The 18,686-nt window shown below is 58.1% G+C and carries 19 protein-coding genes; 14 read left to right on the top strand and 5 right to left on the bottom strand.

Annotated elements, in window-relative coordinates; genetic code table 11:
• Window positions 1-79 precede the first annotated feature (79 nt).
• Window positions 80-718, top strand: a complete 639-nt coding sequence (locus PU683_RS00615) for a DUF1007 family protein (protein ID WP_277169637.1) — start codon at window positions 80-82, stop codon at window positions 716-718.
• Window positions 709-1,689 carry a nickel/cobalt transporter gene (locus PU683_RS00610; protein ID WP_277169636.1) on the top strand — a complete coding sequence of 327 codons (981 nt, stop codon included), beginning with the start codon at window positions 709-711 and terminating at the stop codon, window positions 1,687-1,689. Before PU683_RS00615 ends, PU683_RS00610 begins: the two co-directional genes overlap by 10 nt.
• Before the next feature lie 164 nt (window positions 1,690-1,853).
• On the opposite strand, the gene suhB is transcribed toward PU683_RS00610, so the two are convergent.
• Window positions 1,854-2,657, bottom strand: coding sequence for an inositol-1-monophosphatase (gene suhB / locus PU683_RS00605; protein WP_277169635.1), 804 nt, complete (start codon window positions 2,655-2,657; stop codon window positions 1,854-1,856).
• Window positions 2,658-2,774: 117 nt separating this feature from the next.
• Here suhB and trmJ point away from each other — a divergent pair, with 117 nt between their 5' ends.
• The 12 genes from trmJ to PU683_RS00545 all read left to right on the top strand — a co-directional run bounded on the left by trmJ (window position 2,775) and on the right by PU683_RS00545 (window position 13,731).
• Window positions 2,775-3,506, top strand: a complete 732-nt coding sequence (gene trmJ, locus PU683_RS00600) for a tRNA (cytosine(32)/uridine(32)-2'-O)-methyltransferase TrmJ (protein ID WP_277169634.1) — start codon at window positions 2,775-2,777, stop codon at window positions 3,504-3,506.
• 176 nt (window positions 3,507-3,682) lie between these two features.
• On the top strand, window positions 3,683-4,174 hold the full coding sequence (gene iscR, locus PU683_RS00595) for a Fe-S cluster assembly transcriptional regulator IscR (protein ID WP_023481145.1): 492 nt from the start codon (window positions 3,683-3,685) through the stop codon (window positions 4,172-4,174).
• Window positions 4,175-4,293: 119 nt separating this feature from the next.
• Window positions 4,294-5,508, top strand: coding sequence for a cysteine desulfurase (iscS, locus tag PU683_RS00590; RefSeq protein ID WP_277169633.1), 1,215 nt, complete (start codon window positions 4,294-4,296; stop codon window positions 5,506-5,508).
• Window positions 5,509-5,538: 30 nt separating this feature from the next.
• Window positions 5,539-5,925, top strand: coding sequence for a Fe-S cluster assembly scaffold IscU (iscU, locus tag PU683_RS00585; RefSeq protein ID WP_023481244.1), 387 nt, complete (start codon window positions 5,539-5,541; stop codon window positions 5,923-5,925).
• Between the two features lie 17 nt (window positions 5,926-5,942).
• Window positions 5,943-6,266: an iron-sulfur cluster assembly protein IscA gene (gene iscA, locus PU683_RS00580; protein WP_277169632.1), complete on the top strand. Its 324-nt coding sequence runs from the start codon at window positions 5,943-5,945 to the stop codon at window positions 6,264-6,266.
• A gap of 72 nt (window positions 6,267-6,338) precedes the next feature.
• The gene (gene hscB, locus PU683_RS00575; protein ID WP_277169631.1) at window positions 6,339-6,854 is read left to right on the top strand and encodes a co-chaperone HscB; all 516 of its coding nucleotides are present in this window, start codon (window positions 6,339-6,341) and stop codon (window positions 6,852-6,854) included.
• A 17-nt stretch (window positions 6,855-6,871) separates the two neighbouring features.
• On the top strand, window positions 6,872-8,722 hold the full coding sequence (gene hscA / locus PU683_RS00570; protein ID WP_277169630.1) for a Fe-S protein assembly chaperone HscA: 1,851 nt from the start codon (window positions 6,872-6,874) through the stop codon (window positions 8,720-8,722).
• Between the two features lies 1 nt (window position 8,723).
• A complete protein-coding gene (gene fdx / locus PU683_RS00565) occupies window positions 8,724-9,059 on the top strand; it encodes an ISC system 2Fe-2S type ferredoxin (RefSeq protein WP_039079657.1) in 336 nt (111 codons plus the stop codon).
• 1 nt (window position 9,060) lies between these two features.
• Window positions 9,061-9,261, top strand: a complete 201-nt coding sequence (gene iscX, locus PU683_RS00560; RefSeq protein ID WP_023481246.1) for a Fe-S cluster assembly protein IscX — start codon at window positions 9,061-9,063, stop codon at window positions 9,259-9,261.
• Between the two features lie 98 nt (window positions 9,262-9,359).
• The gene (pepB, locus tag PU683_RS00555) at window positions 9,360-10,646 is read left to right on the top strand and encodes an aminopeptidase PepB (protein WP_277169629.1); all 1,287 of its coding nucleotides are present in this window, start codon (window positions 9,360-9,362) and stop codon (window positions 10,644-10,646) included.
• A gap of 192 nt (window positions 10,647-10,838) precedes the next feature.
• Complete coding sequence (gene sseB / locus PU683_RS00550) at window positions 10,839-11,615, top strand: enhanced serine sensitivity protein SseB (protein ID WP_277169628.1); 777 nt, start codon at window positions 10,839-10,841, stop codon at window positions 11,613-11,615.
• 118 nt (window positions 11,616-11,733) lie between these two features.
• On the top strand, window positions 11,734-13,731 hold the full coding sequence (locus tag PU683_RS00545; protein ID WP_277169627.1) for a M48 family metallopeptidase: 1,998 nt from the start codon (window positions 11,734-11,736) through the stop codon (window positions 13,729-13,731).
• Window positions 13,732-13,881: 150 nt separating this feature from the next.
• Here PU683_RS00545 and PU683_RS00540 read toward each other — a convergent pair whose 3' ends face one another.
• The 4 genes from PU683_RS00540 to PU683_RS00525 form a co-directional block, all read right to left on the bottom strand.
• On the bottom strand, window positions 13,882-14,661 hold the full coding sequence (locus tag PU683_RS00540; RefSeq protein ID WP_277169626.1) for a MurR/RpiR family transcriptional regulator: 780 nt from the start codon (window positions 14,659-14,661) through the stop codon (window positions 13,882-13,884).
• The gene (gene sseA, locus PU683_RS00535) at window positions 14,662-15,504 is read right to left on the bottom strand and encodes a 3-mercaptopyruvate sulfurtransferase (protein ID WP_277169625.1); all 843 of its coding nucleotides are present in this window, start codon (window positions 15,502-15,504) and stop codon (window positions 14,662-14,664) included.
• A 95-nt stretch (window positions 15,505-15,599) separates the two neighbouring features.
• A complete protein-coding gene (locus PU683_RS00530) occupies window positions 15,600-16,961 on the bottom strand; it encodes a 6-phospho-alpha-glucosidase (RefSeq protein ID WP_277169624.1) in 1,362 nt (453 codons plus the stop codon).
• A 12-nt stretch (window positions 16,962-16,973) separates the two neighbouring features.
• Window positions 16,974-18,518, bottom strand: coding sequence for a PTS transporter subunit EIIC (locus tag PU683_RS00525; protein ID WP_277169623.1), 1,545 nt, complete (start codon window positions 18,516-18,518; stop codon window positions 16,974-16,976).
• Window positions 18,519-18,686 lie beyond the last annotated feature (168 nt).

Raw genomic sequence — 18,686 nt, 5'->3', positions numbered from 1 at the left:
TCTTGAGCGACAGCGCAGCCGCCGCATTTTCGTCCAGGAATGCCGGGGAGCATCACAGAATTTTTCACGTGAGGAAGAGATGCAATTAGTTAAACAGTGGGTTTTGGGGCTATTTCCCGCGCTTTTATCGTTTTCTCTTATGGCGCACCCGCACAGCTTTATTGTGATGAAGACGCAGCTGGTTGGCGAAAACGGCCAGTTTACCGGCCTGAAAATGCGCTGGACGATGGATGAGATCACCTCTGCCGACCTGCTCTATGACGCCGGTAACGCAAAGCCCGGCGAAGAGATCTGGAAAAAGCTGGCGGCGGAAGTGATGGCAAACGTGCTCGGCCAGCACTACTTCACCGAAGTGTGGCATAACGGTCAGAAGGTGAAGTTCCTCAATCGCCCGACCGAATATGGCCTCGCGCGAGAGGCGCACCAGGCCGTGCTGACCTTTGTACTGCCACTGGCAGAGCCGCAGCCGCTGAAGGGAGAGAAATATACCTTCTCGACTTTCGATCCCACCTATTACGTGGATATGCGCTACGACAAGGCGAGCGATATCTCGCTGCCCGCGGCGCTGCAATCGCGCTGTAAAACTACGCTACACACACCGAAACCCGGCGAAGAGGTGCTGAGCTACGCGCAGTCGCTGGATAAGAACGACGCCCCAAAGGAGGATATGGAACTGGGTAAACAGTTTGCTCAAACGGTGACGCTGCTATGTCAGTAATCAGCCAACGGATGGCGCGCAAACGGCGCGTACTGCAGTGGTGGCCGCTACTGCTGTTTATGGTGACTGCCGTGCTCGGCGCACTCTGGCTCTGGCATGCGTGGCCGCAGGTGGTGATGAGAAGCGCGCTCTGGCAGCGCGAGGTGAATATCCAGATGAGCACGCTGCTGAAGGCGGTGGCTGAAAACCCGACCAAAGCGGGCGGTACGCTGCTGTTGTTCAGCTTTGTCTATGGTGTGCTGCATGCGCTGGGACCGGGACACGGCAAAGTGGTGATCACCACCTGGCTTGCGACTCACCCCTCAAAATTAAAACCCGCTATCGGCCTGACGCTGGCATCTTCTCTGTTGCAGGGGCTGGTGGCGATTTTACTGGTGGTTGTGGTGCTTAGCCTGCTGGCACTGCCCGCCCGGCAGCTGCACCTCAGCGGCTACTGGCTGGAGAAGGGGAGTTATCTGCTGGTCGGTGTGCTGGGGCTGCTGCTCTGCGCCCGCGCGCTGAAGCGCCTGCATCAGCTGTTACGCGCGCCAACGTTTCGCGCTTTTACACCACACCATGTTCATCATGAAAACTGCGGATGCGGTCATCAGCATCTGCCCACGCAGACGCAGCTGCAAAAGGGTGGCGACTGGCGCGCGCGGCTGATGATTATCTTGTCGATGGGCATGCGGCCCTGTTCCGGTGCCATTATGGTGCTGCTGTTCAGTAAAGTGATTGGCGTTTTCGCCTGGGGGGTAGCCTCCGCGCTGGCGATGGCCGCCGGCACGTCGCTGACCATCAGCGGGCTGGCGTTACTGGTGCACGGCTTCCGCCAGCTGGCGGTGAAGTTAAGCGGTAAACGCGCGCCGGTGCTGTGGCGGCAAATTGGCTGGACGACGCTGGCGTTAGCAGGTGGCGTGGTTCTGGTTAGTGCGGCGGTGGTGATGTGGATGAGCGCATTACCGCCGGGCGGCGGATTACGCCCCTTTTAATCGAGGACGCATACGAAGTGCGGCATTTGTTGCCGGATGCGGCGAAAACGCCTTATCCGGCCTACGAACTGCTGGATGCTGCTGTAATGCTGCGGGTTCTGCTTTTGTAGGCCTGATAAGCGCAGCGCCATCAGGCCATTCACAAAACCCGGCCTGTGAGAGGATTAACGCTTCAGCGCGTCGCTCAGCTCTTCACGCATATTTGCCAGCATCGCTTTCACCACGCGCGGGTTACCGGCGACGATGTTACCGGTCAGCATGTAGTTATGCCCGCCAGTGAAGTCGCACACCAGACCGCCCGCTTCGCGAACCAGCAGTTCACCTGCGGCGAAATCCCACGGCTTGAGGCCAATTTCAAAGAAACCATCAACGCGGCCGGCGGCAACATAGGCCAGATCCAGCGCGGCAGAGCCGGTGCGGCGGAAGTCCGCGCATTCGGTAAAGAGTTTGCCAATGATGTTGATGTAGGTGGTTGCGTGCTGCTTCGCTTTGAACGGGAAGCCGGTCGCCAGAATGGTGCCGTCCAGGTCGCGAGCGATGCTGCCGCGCAGACGGTAACCGTTGAGCTGTGCGCCCTGGCCACGAGTAGCAGTGAAGAGTTCGTTACGCATCGGATCGTAAACGACCGCAACTTCGGTGCGACCTTTAATACGAACGGCGATAGATACCGCGAAGTGCGGCAGGCGTTTGATGAAGTTAGTGGTGCCATCCAGAGGATCGATAACCCATTGTACATCCGGGTCGGTGCCTTCGTGCTCGCCACTCTCTTCGGTGATGATGGTGTGTTGCGGGTAAGATTTGCGGATAGTGTCGATAATCACTGCTTCAGCAGCTTTATCAACGTTGGTCACGAAATCATTGCTGCCTTTCTGGCTGGTCTCTACGGTGTCAGGTGTTTCGTAGTTTTTGGCAATTAAATTACCCGCCTTGCGCGCAGCGCGCACGGCGATATTCAGCATCGGATGCATCGATATCTCTCACTGGATGTTAAAGAACGGAAAACGGCGCGTATCATACCAGCGAATTCGAATTATGTCTCAGCTTTATGATAGTATCCGGCAATATTCTTTAGCCGTAGAAAACCTATGCTGCAAAATATTCGTATTGTCTTAGTTGAAACCTCCCATACCGGCAACATGGGTTCCGTTGCCCGTGCGATGAAAACCATGGGGTTAACCAATCTCTGGCTGGTTAACCCGCTGGTCAAACCCGATTCGCAAGCCATCGCGCTGGCCGCAGGCGCCAGCGATGTGATTGGCAATGCGCAGATCGTCGACACTCTGGACGAAGCATTAGCCGGTTGTAGCCTGGTGGTTGGCACCAGCGCGCGCTCACGCACGCTGCCGTGGCCGATGCTCGATCCGCGCGAATGCGGCCTGAAAAGCATCGGCGAAGCGGAACACGCGCCGGTGGCGCTGGTGTTTGGCCGCGAGCGCGTTGGCCTGACCAATGAAGAGTTGCAGAAGTGCCACTACCACGTGGCAATTGCCGCCAACCCGGAGTACAGCTCGCTGAACCTGGCGATGGCGGTGCAGGTGATCGCCTATGAAGTGCGCATGGCGTGGCTGGCACAGCAGGAGAGCGATGCGCCGGCCGCGGAGCAGGAAGAGACGCCATACCCGCTGGTTGACGATCTTGAGCGTTTCTACGGTCATCTTGAGCAGACGCTGCTCTCCACCGGTTTTATTCGTGAAAACCACCCCGGCCAGGTGATGAATAAACTGCGCCGCCTCTTCACTCGCGCCCGTCCGGAGAGCCAGGAGTTGAACATCCTGCGCGGCATTCTGGCGTCGATTGAGCAGAAGCAAAAAGGGTAATTCAGGCGACAAACCCTGTCCTGGCGGGCGGTTAAGCGAAGCGGCTAATACTTGACTAAAACAGTCAACTAAATAGTTGACCATTTTAGTCAGGAATGTCAGACTTGCGTCTGCTATGCAACGTTAACATTTTAATAATAAACCCCGGGCAGGGGCGAGTTTGAGGCTTGTAAGACATGAGACTGACATCTAAAGGGCGTTATGCCGTGACCGCAATGCTGGACGTTGCGCTCAACTCCGAATCGGGCCCGGTGCCGTTGGCTGATATTTCCGAGCGTCAGGGAATTTCCCTCTCCTACCTGGAGCAGCTCTTTTCCCGCCTGCGTAAAAACGGCCTGGTTTCCAGCGTACGCGGTCCCGGCGGTGGTTATCTGCTGGGCAAAGATGCAAACAGCATCGCCGTCGGCGAAGTGATTAGCGCCGTTGACGAATCTGTCGATGCGACCCGTTGCCAGGGTAAAGGTGGCTGCCAGGGCGGCGATAAGTGCCTGACCCATGCGCTGTGGCGCGATCTGAGCGATCGCCTGACCGGTTTCCTGAACAACATCACCCTCGGTGAGCTGGTGAACAATCAGGAAATCCTTGACGTCTCTGACCGTCAGCACAGTAACGAATCCCATCGTAATACCCGTGGCCAGGACGCGATCGACGTTAAGCTGCGCGCATAATAATTAAACTGAATTCAGAATCGGGCCAGGGCATCGACTGATGCCCTGTTAACACGGTCGTACATCCAGCCGGTTGCCTGATTCCTTGCATTAGAGCGATGTACGGAGTTTAAAGAGCAATGAAATTACCGATCTATCTCGACTACTCCGCAACCACGCCGGTGGATCCGCGTGTTGCCGAGAAAATGATGCAGTTTCTCACCCTGGACGGGACCTTTGGTAACCCTGCTTCCCGTTCACACCGTTTCGGCTGGCAGGCTGAAGAGGCGGTAGATATCGCCCGCAACCAGATTGCTGAACTGGTCGGCGCTGACCCGCGCGAAATCGTCTTCACCTCCGGTGCAACCGAATCCGACAACCTGGCGATTAAAGGCGCTGCCAATTTCTATCAGAAAAAAGGCAAGCACATCATCACCAGCAAAACCGAACACAAAGCCGTGCTGGACACCTGTCGCCAGCTTGAGCGCGAAGGGTTTGAAGTGACTTACCTCGCCCCGCAGCGCAACGGCATTATCGATCTGCAAGAGCTCGAAGCGGCGATGCGTGACGACACCATCCTCGTCTCTATCATGCACGTGAATAACGAAATTGGCGTGGTGCAGGATATCGCGGCTATCGGCGAAATGTGCCGCGCGCGCGGCATTATCTACCACGTTGACGCCACCCAGAGCGTCGGCAAACTGCCGATCGATCTGAGCCAGCTGAAAGTCGATCTGATGTCCTTCTCCGGCCACAAAATTTACGGTCCGAAAGGCATTGGCGCACTCTACGTACAGCGTAAACCGCGTATCCGTATCGAAGCGCAGATGCACGGCGGCGGTCACGAGCGCGGCATGCGTTCCGGTACGCTGCCTGTTCACCAGATCGTTGGCATGGGCGAAGCTTACCGTATCGCGAAAGAGGAGATGGAGAGCGAAATGGCGCGTCTGCGCGTTCTGCGTAACCGTCTGTGGAACGGCATCAATGATATCGAAGAAGTCTATCTGAACGGCGATCTTGAGCACGGCGCACCGAATATCCTCAACGTCAGCTTTAACTACGTTGAAGGTGAGTCGCTGATCATGGCGCTGAAAGACCTGGCTGTCTCTTCCGGTTCAGCCTGTACCTCTGCAAGCCTGGAACCGTCCTACGTGCTGCGCGCGTTGGGCATGAATGATGAACTGGCACACAGCTCGATCCGTTTCTCTTTAGGGCGTTTCACCACTGAAGAAGAGATTGACTACACCATTGCGCTGGTCCGCAAATCCATCGGCCGTCTGCGCGATCTCTCTCCGCTTTGGGAGATGTTCAAGCAGGGCGTGGATCTCGAATCCATCGAATGGGCTCATCATTAATTTTAGGTTGCGCAAACAGGAGAATAAAAAATGGCTTATAGCGAAAAAGTAATCGATCACTACGAAAACCCGCGCAACGTTGGCTCGTTCGACAACGGCGACAACAGCATCGGTAGCGGCATGGTTGGCGCACCGGCGTGTGGCGATGTGATGAAACTGCAGATCAAAGTTAACGATAAAGGCATTATCGAAGACGCGCGTTTCAAAACCTACGGCTGTGGCTCTGCCATCGCTTCCAGCTCGCTGGTTACCGAGTGGGTGAAGGGTAAGTCTCTGGACGAAGCGCAGGCGATCAAGAACACCGATATCGCCGAAGAGCTGGAACTGCCGCCGGTCAAAATCCACTGCTCTATCCTGGCAGAAGATGCGATTAAGGCCGCGATTGCGGATTACAAAAGTAAACAAGACGCGAAATAAGGCAGGAGGTTGTTGTCATGTCCATTAGCCTCAGCGACAGTGCCGCATCACGGGTAAATGCCTTCCTGGCCAACCGTGGTAAAGGGTTTGGCCTGCGCCTGGGGGTGAGAACCTCCGGTTGTTCTGGTATGGCTTACGTGCTGGAATTTGTCGATGCACCGAACGATGAAGATACGGTGTTCGAAGACAAAGGCGTGAAGGTAGTGGTTGACGGCAAAAGCCTGCAATTCCTTGACGGCACTCAGCTGGACTTCGTGAAAGAAGGCCTCAACGAAGGGTTTAAATTCACTAACCCGAACGTGAAAGATGAGTGCGGTTGTGGCGAAAGCTTCAACGTCTAATCGCCTCTGACGATGACCCCACCGCAGTCGCCTGCGCGTGGGGTTTGTTACGATTGCATACCCGGAATTGTTATGGATTACTTCACCCTCTTTGGGTTGCCGGCCCAATACTCACTCGACACCCAGGCGCTGGCCACGCGTTTCCAGGATCTGCAACGGCAGTTCCACCCCGATCGCTTTGCCAGCCAGCCGCAGTCTGAGCAGCTGGCTGCCGTACAGCACTCCGCGACCATCAACCAGGCATGGCAAACCCTGCGCCATCCGCTGACGCGCGCCGAGTATCTGCTCTCGCTGCACGGCTTCGATCTGGCATCCGAACAGCACACTGTGCGCGACACCACTTTCCTGATGGAACAACTGGAGCTGCGCGAAGAGCTGGAGGAGATTGCCAAGGCTGAAGATGCCGCCCGTCTGGAAGCGCTCCAGGCGCGCATTAAAGGTATGTATGACACCCGTCATCAGCAGATGGTTGAACAACTTGATGCACAAGCGTGGGAGACGGCGGCGGATACCGTGCGTAAACTGCGTTTTCTCGATAAACTGCGCAGCTCAACAGAACAACTCGAAGAAAAACTGCTCGGTTTTTAAATTTCTGGAAGCACATCATGGCCTTATTACAAATCAGTGAACCGGGTCTGAGCGCTGCACCGCACCAGCGTCGGCTGGCGGCAGGCATCGACCTCGGAACCACCAACTCGCTGGTGGCGACGGTACGTAGCGGCCAGGCGGAAACGCTGGTCGACAGCGCCGGGCGCCATCTGCTCCCCTCTGTCGTCCACTATCAGGCCGAAAGCCACGTGGTTGGCTTCGACGCGCGCAACAACGCCGCGCTCGATTCGGTCAACACCATCAGTTCGGTAAAACGCCTGATGGGCCGCAGCCTTGCCGATATCCAGGCGCGCTACCCGCACCTGCCGTGGCAGTTCCAGGCGAGCGAAAATGGCCTGCCGATGATGGTTACCCGCGCCGGTCTGGTTAACCCGATCCGCGTCTCCGCCGATATCCTGAAAGCCCTTGCCGCTCGCGCCAAGGCGTCACTGGCAGGCGAACTGGATGGCGTAGTGATCACCGTGCCTGCCTATTTCGATGACGCGCAGCGGCAGGGCACCAAAGATGCCGCGCGTCTGGCGGGGTTGCACGTGCTGCGCCTGCTGAATGAACCGACGGCCGCTGCCATCGCCTATGGTCTCGACTCGGGTAAAGAGGGCGTCATTGCCGTGTACGATCTCGGTGGCGGCACCTTCGATATCTCAATTTTGCGTCTGAGCCGCGGCGTGTTTGAAGTGCTGGCCACCGGCGGTGACTCCGCCCTCGGCGGCGACGATTTCGACCACCTGCTGGCGGACTTTATCTGCCAGCAGGCGGGCATCTCCGAACGGAACGATGCCCGCAAGGAGCGTGAACTGCTGGACGCGGCGATTGCCGCCAAAATCGTCCTGAGCGATGCCGACAGCGTGGCAGTCAAGGTGGCGGGCTGGCAGGGGGAAATCACCCGCGAACAGTTCGACGCGCTGATTACGCCGCTGGTAAAACGCACGCTGCTCTCCTGCCGCCGGGCCCTGAAAGATGCGGGCGTCGAAGCTGGCGAGGTGCTGGAGGTGGTGATGGTCGGCGGTTCGACCCGCGTGCCGCTGGTACGTGAACGTGTGGGCGAGTTTTTTGGCCGCACGCCGCTGACCGCTATCGATCCCGATAAAGTGGTCGCCATTGGCGCGGCGATCCAGGCTGATATCCTGGTCGGCAACAAGCCGGACAGCGAAATGCTGCTGCTGGATGTCATCCCGCTGTCGTTAGGGCTGGAGACCATGGGCGGCCTGGTCGAGAAGGTGATCCCGCGTAACACCACCATTCCGGTGGCGCGCGCGCAGGAGTTCACCACCTTCAAAGATGGGCAAACCGCGATGTCGATCCACGTGATGCAGGGCGAGCGTGAACTGGTGAGCGACTGCCGCTCGCTGGCGCGTTTCTCACTGCGCGGCATCCCGGCAATGCCGGCAGGCGGGGCGCATATTCGCGTCACCTTCCAGGTAGATGCCGATGGCCTGCTGAGCGTCACGGCGATGGAGAAATCGACCGGCGTGGAAGCCTCCATTCAGGTGAAACCCTCCTACGGGCTGACCGACGGTGAAATCGCCGACATGATCAAAGACTCCATGAGTTTCGCCGAGCAGGACGTGAAAGCGCGCATGCTGGCGGAGCAGAAAGTGGAAGCCGCGCGCGTGCTGGAGAGTCTGACCAGCGCGCTCGCCGCGGATGCCGCGCTGTTAAGCGCCGCAGAGCGGGCGGAGATCGACGAGGCGGTCGCGCAGCTGCGCGCGGTTGCCGAGACCGATGATACCGACGCCATCGAACACGCCATTAAAAATGTAGATAAACAAACCCAGGAATTTGCCGCGCGCCGTATGGACCAATCCGTACGCAGCGCATTAAAAGGCCATTCCGTCGACGAGGTTTAATATGCCTAAAATTGTTTTTCTGCCTCATCAGGACCTCTGTCCGGATGGCGCAGTTCTGGAAGCTAAGAGCGGTGAAACGATTCTGGATGTCGCCCTGCGCGGCGGCATTGAGATTGAACACGCCTGTGAAAAATCCTGCGCCTGCACCACCTGCCACTGCGTGGTGCGTGAAGGGTTTGACTCGCTGCCGGAAAGCAGCGAAGACGAAGATGACATGCTGGATAAAGCCTGGGGTCTGGAGCCGGAGAGCCGTTTAGGCTGCCAGGCGCGCGTTACCGATGAAGATCTGGTGGTCGAGATACCGCGTTACACCATCAACCACGCGCGGGAGCACTAAGATGGGGCTGAAGTGGACCGATAGCCGTGAAATCGGCGAAGCGCTGTATGACAGCCGCCCGGACGTGGATCCGACCACCGTACGTTTCACCGATATGCATCAGTGGATCTGCGAGCTGGAAGAGTTTGATGACGATCCGGCTGCATCGAATGAAAAAATTCTTGAAGCGATTCTGCTAGTCTGGTTAGACGAAGCAGCATAATCATCAAACGGGCTGCCTTCGGGTGGCCCGTTTTTATGGACACAACCGTTGGCCGGAGTGGGCGTCTGCCCTCCGGCGATTGTGAAAAGGATAAAAAAATGACAGAAGCTATGAAAGTCACCCTCACCACGCAGCCCGCTGACGCGCGCTGGGGTGAAAAAGCGGCCTACAGCATCAACAACGACGGCATCGCACTGCATTTAACCGGCAACGACGATCTTGGTCTGATCCAGCGCGCGGCGCGCAAAATCGACGGTCTCGGCATCAAACATGTTGCCCTGAGCGGTGAAGGGTGGGATGCGGATCGCAGCTGGGCCTTCTGGGCCGGCTATAAAGGGCCGAAAGGGACGCGTAAGGTTGAGTGGGCGCAGCTTGATGAAGCTCAGCAGAAAGAGCTGGATAGCCGTCTGAAAGTGATCGACTGGGTGCGTGACACCATCAACGCCCCGGCGGAAGAGTTAGGGCCGGAGCAGCTGGCGCAGCGCGCGGTCGATCTGCTCTTTAGCGTCGGCGGCGACAATGTTTCCTACCGCATCACTAAAGGCGAAGATCTGCGCGAGCAGAACTACATGGGGCTGCATACCGTAGGGCGCGGCTCCGAGCGTCCGCCGGTGCTGCTGGCACTGGATTACAACCCGACCGGCAACCCGGATGCGCCGGTCTACGCTGCGCTGGTGGGCAAAGGTATCACCTTTGATACCGGCGGCTACAGCCTGAAGCAGAGCGCGTTTATGGATTCGATGAAATCCGATATGGGCGGCGCGGCGCTGGTTACCGGTGCGCTAGCGTTTGCCATCAACCGCGGGCTGAACAAGCGCGTTAAGCTCTGGCTCTGCTGCGCTGACAACATGGTCAGCGGCAATGCGTTCAAGCTGGGCGACATCATTCACTACCGCAACGGCAAAAGAGTTGAGGTGATGAACACCGACGCGGAAGGGCGCCTGGTGCTGGCGGATGGGCTGATTGACGCGTCAGCGCAAAAACCGCAGCTGATTATCGATGCCGCAACGCTGACCGGCGCGGCGAAAACCGCACTGGGCAATGATTACCATGCGCTGTTCAGCTTCGATGACGCGCTGGCAGGCCGCCTGCTTAATAGCGCAGCGGCAGAAAACGAGCCGTTCTGGCGTCTGCCGCTGGCGGAGTTCCACCGTCATCAGTTGCCGTCCAACTTTGCCGAGCTGAACAACACCGCCAGCGCAGCTTTCCCGGCAGGGGCGAGCACCGCCGCCGGCTTCCTGTCGCACTTTGTTGAAAACTATCAGCAGGGCTGGCTGCATATCGACTGCTCGGCGACCTACCGTAAATCGGCGGTTGAGCAGTGGGCAGCGGGCGCGACAGGGCTGGGTGTACGTACCGTTGCCAATCTGTTGACCGCCGAATAACCGGTGTGCCGGTTGGCGCTGCGCTTATCCGGCCTACAAAAGTCGCACGTTGAGAAACGTAGGCCGGATAAGGCATCTCCGCCATCCGGCAAGAAAGCGGCACTGAACCCGTAGGCCGTATAAGGCAACGCCGCCATCCGGCAATGAGCGAAACCCGGGCGCGATTACGCACAAAAACGAACCAGAGATCCTATGTCCAAAACGAAAAACGAATTAGAAACCCTGCTTGAGCAGGCGGCGACCGAACCTGCTTACCGTCCGGCCTTTTTCCGCACGTTGCTCGATTCTACCGTCTGGGTGCCCGGCAATGCCGCAGAAGGCGAAGCGGTGGTGGAAGAGAGCGCGCTGGATCTCCAGCACTGGGAAAAAGATGACGGCACGTCGGTGATCCCCTTTTTCACCTCCCTTGCGGCACTGCAGCAGGCGGTCGACGACGAGCAGGCCTTTGTGGTGATGCCCGCGCGCACGCTGTTTGAAATGACGCCTGGCGAAACGCTGTTCCTTAACGCTAAGCTCCCCACTGGCAAAGAGTTCACCCCGCGTGAAATCAGCCATCTGGTTGGTGAAGAGGGCAGCCCGCTCAGCCAGCAAGAGGTGCTCGAAGGCGGCACCGCGCTGCTGCTCTCGGAGGTTGCCGAGCCGCCCGCGCAGATGGTCGACTCCCTGACCACGCTGTTCAAAAGCATTAAAACCGTCAAACGCGCCTTTATCTGCTCCATCAAAGAGCAGGCCGATGCGCAGGCGAACCTGTTAATCGGCATCGAAGCGGAAGGCGATATCGAAGAGATTATTCATGCTGCGGGCAGCGTGGCGACCGATACCCTGCCGGGCGATGAGCCGATCGATATCTGTCAGGTCAGTGAAGGCGAGAAAGGTATCAGCCACTTTATGCTGGCCCACATCACGCCATTTTATGAACGCCGCTGGGGCAGCTTCCTGCGCGATTTCAAAACCAACCGCATTATTTGAGTACCCGGCGGTACGCTCCGTACCGCCTTTTTCCCCTCGCCCCCCTAAATTCGTGGGGAATGTATTCAGCCCATCCCTGTGTTAGGGTGCGCTTTTACGTTTCTTTACGGTTAATGTTATGGACAGAAAAAGCCTGCTCTACTGCTTCGGCGTGCCTCTGCTACTGCTTGTTTATGCCTGCTGGCAAAACATTCGTATTGACGATGGCGATCTCTACCAGGTCACGCGATATGGTTACGTCGGGCATAGCGCAGCGGTTGACCTCCTGCGCCATTTTCTGGCGAAAGCCGGCATGCTTCTCTCACTGGTCGCGTTACTCGCCAGCAGCAGTGCGGTTGCGCTCTGCTTCTACAGCGTGCGCAGGGCGCGCATCTCTGCCGATCATCTGATTGTCGCCTTTAACCTCTCTCGCAAACTGCTGCCTTTTATCATGGTCACCGTGATGTCCTGCATCGGTTTTGCGCTGATCGCGGTGTTTTTGTATGAGATCTGCTGGCTCTACACCCTGGGGCCGGCGACCACCTTCAACATCAAGCTGGTGCTCTTCATCCTGCTGGTGATTGGCTCCCTGCTGTTTATGGTGTTGAAGAGCCTGTTCCTGCTGAAAAAATGTTTCACCCTGTTTGAGCCGCAGGATATGGAGGTGCACGGCACCGCCGTGCGCGAAAACGATGCCCCCGAACTCTGGCGCTGGGTCAGGGAACTCGCGCAGCGCGGGCAGGCGATTGTTCCGGATAACATTGTGGTGGGCTTATTCGAAGGGTTCTATGTCACCGCAAGCCCGGTGCAAATCGATAAGGGTGAGCGACTGACCGGCAACACGCTCTATTTCCCGCTCAGCTATGCGGCGTTTATGAACAGAGAGGAGGTGGCCGCGGTTATCGGGCACGAGCTGGGGCACTTCTCCGGCAATGACACCCTCTATACGCTGCATTTCGCCGGGCTTTACGCCGGGATGGAGAACAGCCTCAACTACTTCTACCGTGATGTCGGTGGCAGCGGCTGGCTTGAGCGCCTGGCGCTGAACCCGACCATCCATATTGGTCTGTGGTTTTTCCGTCAGTTCCACGAAACGGTGAGTGGCTGGAGCCGCGTGCGTGAACTGGCGGCCGATGCCGCCGGAGCGCGCACCAGTTCATCGATGGCGCTCGCCGCGTCACTGCTACGTTTCTCCGCTCTTAATGAGCGTTTCCAGGGGCCGATGGAGCAGTTCTTTCAGCGCAAGCTGGCGACCGACGATCTGGTGCATAGCCTCTTTACTGAACTGCGCAATGGTGACCGGTTCGATCTCTCTGCCTCACTGGAAGAGGCGCTGGCGCATCCGACTGACAGCCATCCGCCGACCCGTGCGCGTATTGAGCAGCTAAAAGTTCCGCTCGATGAGGCGTTGATCGCGCAAGCGTCGCGCCCGGTCGAGGAAGCGGATTATCTCTGGATGCGCAGCCTGTTTCGCGATGCGACCGCGCTCTCTGTGGCATTAACCAGCGGCATGGCCAGTGAAGTTGATGCCCATTACGAAGCCTACCAGTCTGAGCTTAAGGATCTCGCTTCCCGCGCCACCGATACGCTGGTGGTCTCTCTGCGCAAGAAAAATCTGTGGATCTTCGCCGGGCTGACGGTGCTCTGTGCGGCGGCAGCGGTGATGGTGTTCAGCCTGGGCCTCGTGTGGAACTCCTCGGCCAACAGCTCGATGGATACCATTGCGTTCGGCCTCGTCTGCGGTTCGCTGATCTTTGCGCTGGCCTGCTGGACGATGTACACCCGCGTGCGCCAGCCGCTCTTTACTTTGACGGCGCAGGGAATTGAGAGCTATCAGCTCAGTGCGCCGTTTATGCTTGAGGCAATCGAGAATATCGGCATTCGCAGCATTAACGATTGGGTGTTTATCGATCTTTTCTGGCGCGAAGGGTATCAGCCGCCGAAGCTGGTTGTCAGTCGGCTGGTGCGCAACTTCATCTTTGAGCCGGATAATCGCAAAGTGGTGCTGAGCCTGCCTGGCGGCTTGTTGAAAGGCGAGCAGCGCGAGAAGTTGTCCATTGAAGAGTTTTACGTCGCACTCAATGAGTACACGGAAAGCGCGTGGGCGCGCCGGGAGTTGTCGAAACATTCGGTGTAAGGTTGCCGATGGCGATTCACCGTTTCGGTACCTTGTGCATTGCCGGATGGCGGCATAAACGCCTTATCCGGCCTACGGTTTTGCGAGTTTGCAAAGTACCGCTTATGTAGGCCTGATAAGCGTAGCGCCATCAGGCATTTTTCCGCACAGCTACCCGGCCTGCGTTGCTTCCAGCAACAGCAGATCCATCAGCAGCACCAGGTTGGACTCAAACGAGGTGATCCCCGCCGCTTCGGCGGCGAAATGCACCGCCTCGTCGTAAAGGGCGAAATGCACATCCGCCAGCGCCGCCAGCGAATTGGCCGACGCGCGGGTAAAGGCCACCACTCGCATCCCCACCGTGCGCGCAATCCGCGCTTTATCCAGCACCTGTTCGGTCTCGCCGCTGCGCGAGACCGCAATAAACACCTGATAACGCGCGGCGTTGCTGAGAAAGATATTGCGGCTGTCGCCCGGGCCGGAGATAAACGCCGTCTTGCCCAGCACCTGCAGCTTTTTGGTCAGGTACTCGGCAAACAGATAGGAAAACCCCGCGCCGTAGAGAAAAAAGCTCTCCCGCTCGCGCAGCAGGCTGGCAAACTGCCGCCGCTTCTCCTCGGTCACCCACTGAAAGGTGTGCTGGTAATTGACCATAAACTGCTGGAACAGAGCGGGCAGTTCGGCGACGCCCTCATGCTGCTGCTCCGCTAGGCGCGGCGTATCTGCCAGCAGCTGCTTGCAGTGCCAGATAAACTCGCTGAAACCGCTAAACCCCAGCTTCTGACAGAGACGAATAATCGTCGCCGTCGAGACAAAGGTCGCCTGCGCCAGCGCGCGCACGGTAATGTTGCCCACCAGCAACGGATGCTCCGTAAGATGAGCCAGCACGCGGTATTCAGCGCGGGAGAGCGACTCCCCGCGCGTCAGCAGCGGCGCAAGTCGGTTATCCATCTACACGCTTTCGACAGGCAGATCGTCGCGCGCGCCCCATTCACTCCAGGAGCCGTCATAGAGCGTTGCTGTATTAACGCCGAGCGTCTCAAGCGCCAGCAGCACCACTGCGGCGGTCACGCCGGAGCCGCAGCTGGCGATAATTGGCTTGTGCAGATCGACGCCCTGACGCTGGAAAATGCGCAGCAGTTCATCGGTGGTCTTCAGTTCACCCTCCGCCACCAGATCAACCCACGGCACATTCAGCGCGCCGGGAATATGGCCGCGCTTAAGACCGGGGCGCGGCTCATCCACTTCGCCACTGAAACGCGGCGCCGGACGGGCATCGACCAGCTGCGCGGTGCCTTCGTGGCTCGCCAGCAGCACATCGGTCACTTTTTTCACCACGGAGGGATCGAAATTGGCGGTGAAATCAGACTCCGGCAGCGCGACATCGCCCTGCTGTAGCGGCAGAGCATCACGCTGCCAGCCCGCCAGACCCCCCGCGAGAATGGAGACCTTCTCAACGCCAGCCTTGCGCAGCATCCACCAGGCGCGCGGTGCCGAGAAGAGGTTGCCTTCGTCATACACCACCAGGTGTTTATCCTGGCAGACGCCCAGTTCGCGCATAGCGACGGCAAAGGTCTCGGGGCGAGAGAGCATATGGGGAAGGGGAGAGGTGTGATCGGAGAGGGCTTCAATATCAAAAAAGACCGCACCGGGCAGGTGTCCGGCGCGGTACTCCGCTTTCATATCGCGATGCTCCTGGCCAACCGGCGCCATTCTGGCATCAATCAGCTGGATTTCAGGATCATCGCTGTGCTCTATCAGCCAGTCGGCCGCGACAAAAAAAGAGGTGGACATGGTGCCTCCGGGTCATCAACAGTTAACTGAATTGTTAACGTTTTTTCACTGGCCGACAAGCTACCATCTCTCGCGTCGCGAGCCACCTCGGAAAATTAGACCGCTTTGCCGTTTTCCCAGGCTTTTTGCAGCGCTGGCCAGTAATCCTGGTTGGCGATAATCATCTCATCGAGGATCGCCTTTGCATGCTGCATGGTCGGCACAGTGCGGTTAAGGGTAAAGGCCTGCAGCGCCTTCTCGTAACTCCCCTCCATGGTCGCTTCCACCAGCAGTTGCTCCGAAGCGAGCTGCTGCATCAGCAGCGTCTGGTGGAACAGCGGCACCGCGCCCATGCGCACCGGTTCCGGCCCGTTACTGGTGATGTACGCCGGCACTTCCACCATCGCGTCGTAAGGCAGGTTGGCAATGGCCCCTTTATTTTCAACAATCACCAGGTGACGCTGGCGCAGGTTGAAGGCTAACGAGCAGGCGACATCGACTATAAACGCACCGTGAACGCCAACGTGGAACGCATCGGGCAGAATGCCCGTCTGCTTATACTCAGCCGCCGCGGCGAAGAGTTTTTTCTCACGCCCGTCCATTACTTCATTGGCACGGGTGTAGTTCGGGTCCTGATGCTCGACAATCTCGTTGGGCATCAGGTAGTACTGCAAATAGGGGTTCGGCAGATACTCCGGGAAGTGGTCCATGATCGGCTTGATGTTGCGCCAGGTTTTCACCCATGAGGGATCGGCATGCTGCGGATCGGTCTGCGCTGCATCTTCCGTCAGCAGGCCAAAGCGGGCGACATGCTCGCGCAGCGCGGGAAGGCGATCTTCGCCATCGACGCGCACCTGGGTAAACCAGCCGAAGTGGTTGAGGCCAAAATAGTCGACCTCAAGCTGGTGACGATCGACGCCGAGGATGGCACCCATATTGCGCATCGCCGCCACAGGCATATCGCAAATATTGAGCACCCGCGCGTTCGGGCGCAGACGGCGCACGCCTTCCGCGACAATCGCTGCCGGGTTGGAGTAGTTAACGATCCAGGCTTTTTTATCCGCGTAGCGTTCGACCAGGTCGATCAGTTCCACCATCGGCAGGATCGTGCGCAGCCCATAGGCCAGCCCGCCGGGCCCGCAGGTCTCCTGGCCGACGACGCCGTGGCGCAGCGGGATTTTTTCATCCTGCTCGCGCATCTTGTACTGGCCGACGCGCATCTGGGCGAAGACAAAGTGCGCGCCGCGAAAGGCGGTTTCGGCATCGCTGGTGACGGTAAACCTGATGCTCTCGCTGTGATCGCGGATCACCTTCTCAACCACCGGCGCAATGGTGTTTTGCCGCTCTGCATCGATGTCGTAGAGGCGAATTTCCGCCAGCGGGAAATCCTCCAGGCGCACCATCAGGCTTTTGACGATGCCCGGCGTATAGGTACTGCCGCCGCCGGCGATAGATAAGATAAACGGGGGTTTAACCATTTCTGGACTCCTTCAGAGAAACGTCTCAACAGCTTCTCGCATTTTTTTGACATGCAGCCCGTAGACCACCTGAACGTTATTACCTTGTTTAATCACGCCTTTCGCGCCCGTGGCCTTCAGCTGCGGCTCATTGATAGCCGCCACATCTTTCACCGTCACGCGCAGGCGGGTGTAGCAGTTGTCGACCACTTCGATGTTGTCGCGCCCGCCGAGGCCATTGATAATCGCCTCGCCTACCGCATCGTTATTCCCCTTCGCCTGGTACTCCTGCTTGCTGTAGAGGCGCGTCTCTTCGCTCTCCTCCTCGCGGCCTGGCGTTTTCATGTTGAAGCGCAAGATAAGGAAGCGGAAGGTGACGAAATAGAGGGCGAACATAATCAGCCCGACCAGCAGATACATCGGCCAGTTGGACTTTTCGGTGCCGAGCGGCAGGTTGTAGAGAATAAAGTCGATGATGCCGTTCGCGCCGATGGCATGGACGCCGAAGAGTGAGAAGAGCATCATGCCGATGCCGGTCAGCACCGCATGCACCACGAACAGCAGTGGGGCGATAAAGAGGAAAGAGAACTCAATCGGCTCGGTGACGCCAACCAGCAGCGAGGTGAGCGCGGCGGGGATCAAAATCGCTTTTGCCGCGGCTTTGCGCTCCGGTTTCGCCGTCACATACATCGCCAGCGCGGCGGCGGGAAGGCCGAACATCTTGCTTATGCCGCGTGCATCCCAGACCACGGTGCTACTCAGTTTGGTGACGCCAGGGCAGGCCATCTCGGCAAAGTAGATGTTGCGCGCCCCCTGATAGGTGCTGCCGCACACCTCAGCCGTGCCGCCCAGTTCGGTATACAAAAACGGCGTATAGACCAGATGATGCAGGCCGGTTGGCACCAGAATGCGCTCCAGGAAACCGTACACCGCCACGCCGAAAGGCCCTGCGCCTTTAATCGCCAGTGCCAGCGCACTGATGCCGTGCTGGGCGAAGGGCCACAGCTCGCTCATCACCACGCCGAGCACCATTGAGACCGGCAGCATAATGATGGCGACAAAGCAGTGCCCGGAGTAGATGGCCATTGCGCCGGAAAACTGCACGCGGGAGTAACGGTCATAAAGATACCCCGACAGCGCGCCGGTGAGGATCCCGGCGAAAACGCCCATCTCCAGCACCTGCACGCCCAGCACCATCCCCTGGCCTGCAGCTTTCATCTGGTCGGCCGGTGCCAGCGCGCCCTGCAATTGCAGCGTCACGTTCATGGCATTAATAAAAACAATAAAGGTTACCAGGCCAATCAGCGCGGCATAGCCTTTATCACGCGAGGCCAGCCCGACCGGAATGCCGACGGCAAACACCAGCGCGAGGTTAGCGAGCACCGAGACGGCAGATTTGGCGATCAACTGACCACTATGCTGAATGAGAGGGTGGCCCAGAAAGGGGAGGTATTCGGCCAGATTGCCATTGCCGAAGATATTACCGAAGGCGATAAACAGGCCAACGATCGGCAAAATGAGCACCGGGCCAAAAAGGGACTTACCAAAATTTTGTAGGGCATTCACGGCTCTGGACATAGTGTTCTCGCTTATTAGCACCGCGTAGTAAGGGACACAGACCGCATAACGTTAGCAGCCGGTCGGGTATTGTTGCTATCTATCTTATTGTTTTAAAAACAAATGACGCGCAACGTAACATGTTACGTCACGGGGTGTGATCGGCCTAACAACAACTGCGCCGCGCAA

Origin of the sequence: Candidatus Kosakonia sp. 282A-S69 (genome assembly GCF_029433855.1) — a bacterium.
GTDB classification, from domain to species: Bacteria; Pseudomonadota; Gammaproteobacteria; order Enterobacterales; family Enterobacteriaceae; genus Kosakonia; species Kosakonia cowanii_A.
This window is presented reverse-complemented; position numbering and strand designations above follow the sequence as displayed.

What these genes read in the sequence shown, in the direction of transcription:
- PU683_RS00615 (WP_277169637.1), top strand. Translation starts at nt 80, where the DNA reads ATGCAATTAGTTAAACAGTGGGTTTTGGGGCTATTTCCCGCGCTTTTA.
- PU683_RS00610 (WP_277169636.1), top strand. Translation starts at nt 709, where the DNA reads ATGTCAGTAATCAGCCAACGGATGGCGCGCAAACGGCGCGTACTGCAG.
- suhB (WP_277169635.1), bottom strand. Translation starts at nt 2,657, where the DNA reads ATGCATCCGATGCTGAATATCGCCGTGCGCGCTGCGCGCAAGGCGGGT.
- trmJ (WP_277169634.1), top strand. Translation starts at nt 2,775, where the DNA reads ATGCTGCAAAATATTCGTATTGTCTTAGTTGAAACCTCCCATACCGGC.
- iscR (WP_023481145.1), top strand. Translation starts at nt 3,683, where the DNA reads ATGAGACTGACATCTAAAGGGCGTTATGCCGTGACCGCAATGCTGGAC.
- iscS (WP_277169633.1), top strand. Translation starts at nt 4,294, where the DNA reads ATGAAATTACCGATCTATCTCGACTACTCCGCAACCACGCCGGTGGAT.
- iscU (WP_023481244.1), top strand. Translation starts at nt 5,539, where the DNA reads ATGGCTTATAGCGAAAAAGTAATCGATCACTACGAAAACCCGCGCAAC.
- iscA (WP_277169632.1), top strand. Translation starts at nt 5,943, where the DNA reads ATGTCCATTAGCCTCAGCGACAGTGCCGCATCACGGGTAAATGCCTTC.
- hscB (WP_277169631.1), top strand. Translation starts at nt 6,339, where the DNA reads ATGGATTACTTCACCCTCTTTGGGTTGCCGGCCCAATACTCACTCGAC.
- hscA (WP_277169630.1), top strand. Translation starts at nt 6,872, where the DNA reads ATGGCCTTATTACAAATCAGTGAACCGGGTCTGAGCGCTGCACCGCAC.
- fdx (WP_039079657.1), top strand. Translation starts at nt 8,724, where the DNA reads ATGCCTAAAATTGTTTTTCTGCCTCATCAGGACCTCTGTCCGGATGGC.
- iscX (WP_023481246.1), top strand. Translation starts at nt 9,061, where the DNA reads ATGGGGCTGAAGTGGACCGATAGCCGTGAAATCGGCGAAGCGCTGTAT.
- pepB (WP_277169629.1), top strand. Translation starts at nt 9,360, where the DNA reads ATGACAGAAGCTATGAAAGTCACCCTCACCACGCAGCCCGCTGACGCG.
- sseB (WP_277169628.1), top strand. Translation starts at nt 10,839, where the DNA reads ATGTCCAAAACGAAAAACGAATTAGAAACCCTGCTTGAGCAGGCGGCG.
- PU683_RS00545 (WP_277169627.1), top strand. Translation starts at nt 11,734, where the DNA reads ATGGACAGAAAAAGCCTGCTCTACTGCTTCGGCGTGCCTCTGCTACTG.
- PU683_RS00540 (WP_277169626.1), bottom strand. Translation starts at nt 14,661, where the DNA reads ATGGATAACCGACTTGCGCCGCTGCTGACGCGCGGGGAGTCGCTCTCC.
- sseA (WP_277169625.1), bottom strand. Translation starts at nt 15,504, where the DNA reads ATGTCCACCTCTTTTTTTGTCGCGGCCGACTGGCTGATAGAGCACAGC.
- PU683_RS00530 (WP_277169624.1), bottom strand. Translation starts at nt 16,961, where the DNA reads ATGGTTAAACCCCCGTTTATCTTATCTATCGCCGGCGGCGGCAGTACC.
- PU683_RS00525 (WP_277169623.1), bottom strand. Translation starts at nt 18,518, where the DNA reads ATGTCCAGAGCCGTGAATGCCCTACAAAATTTTGGTAAGTCCCTTTTT.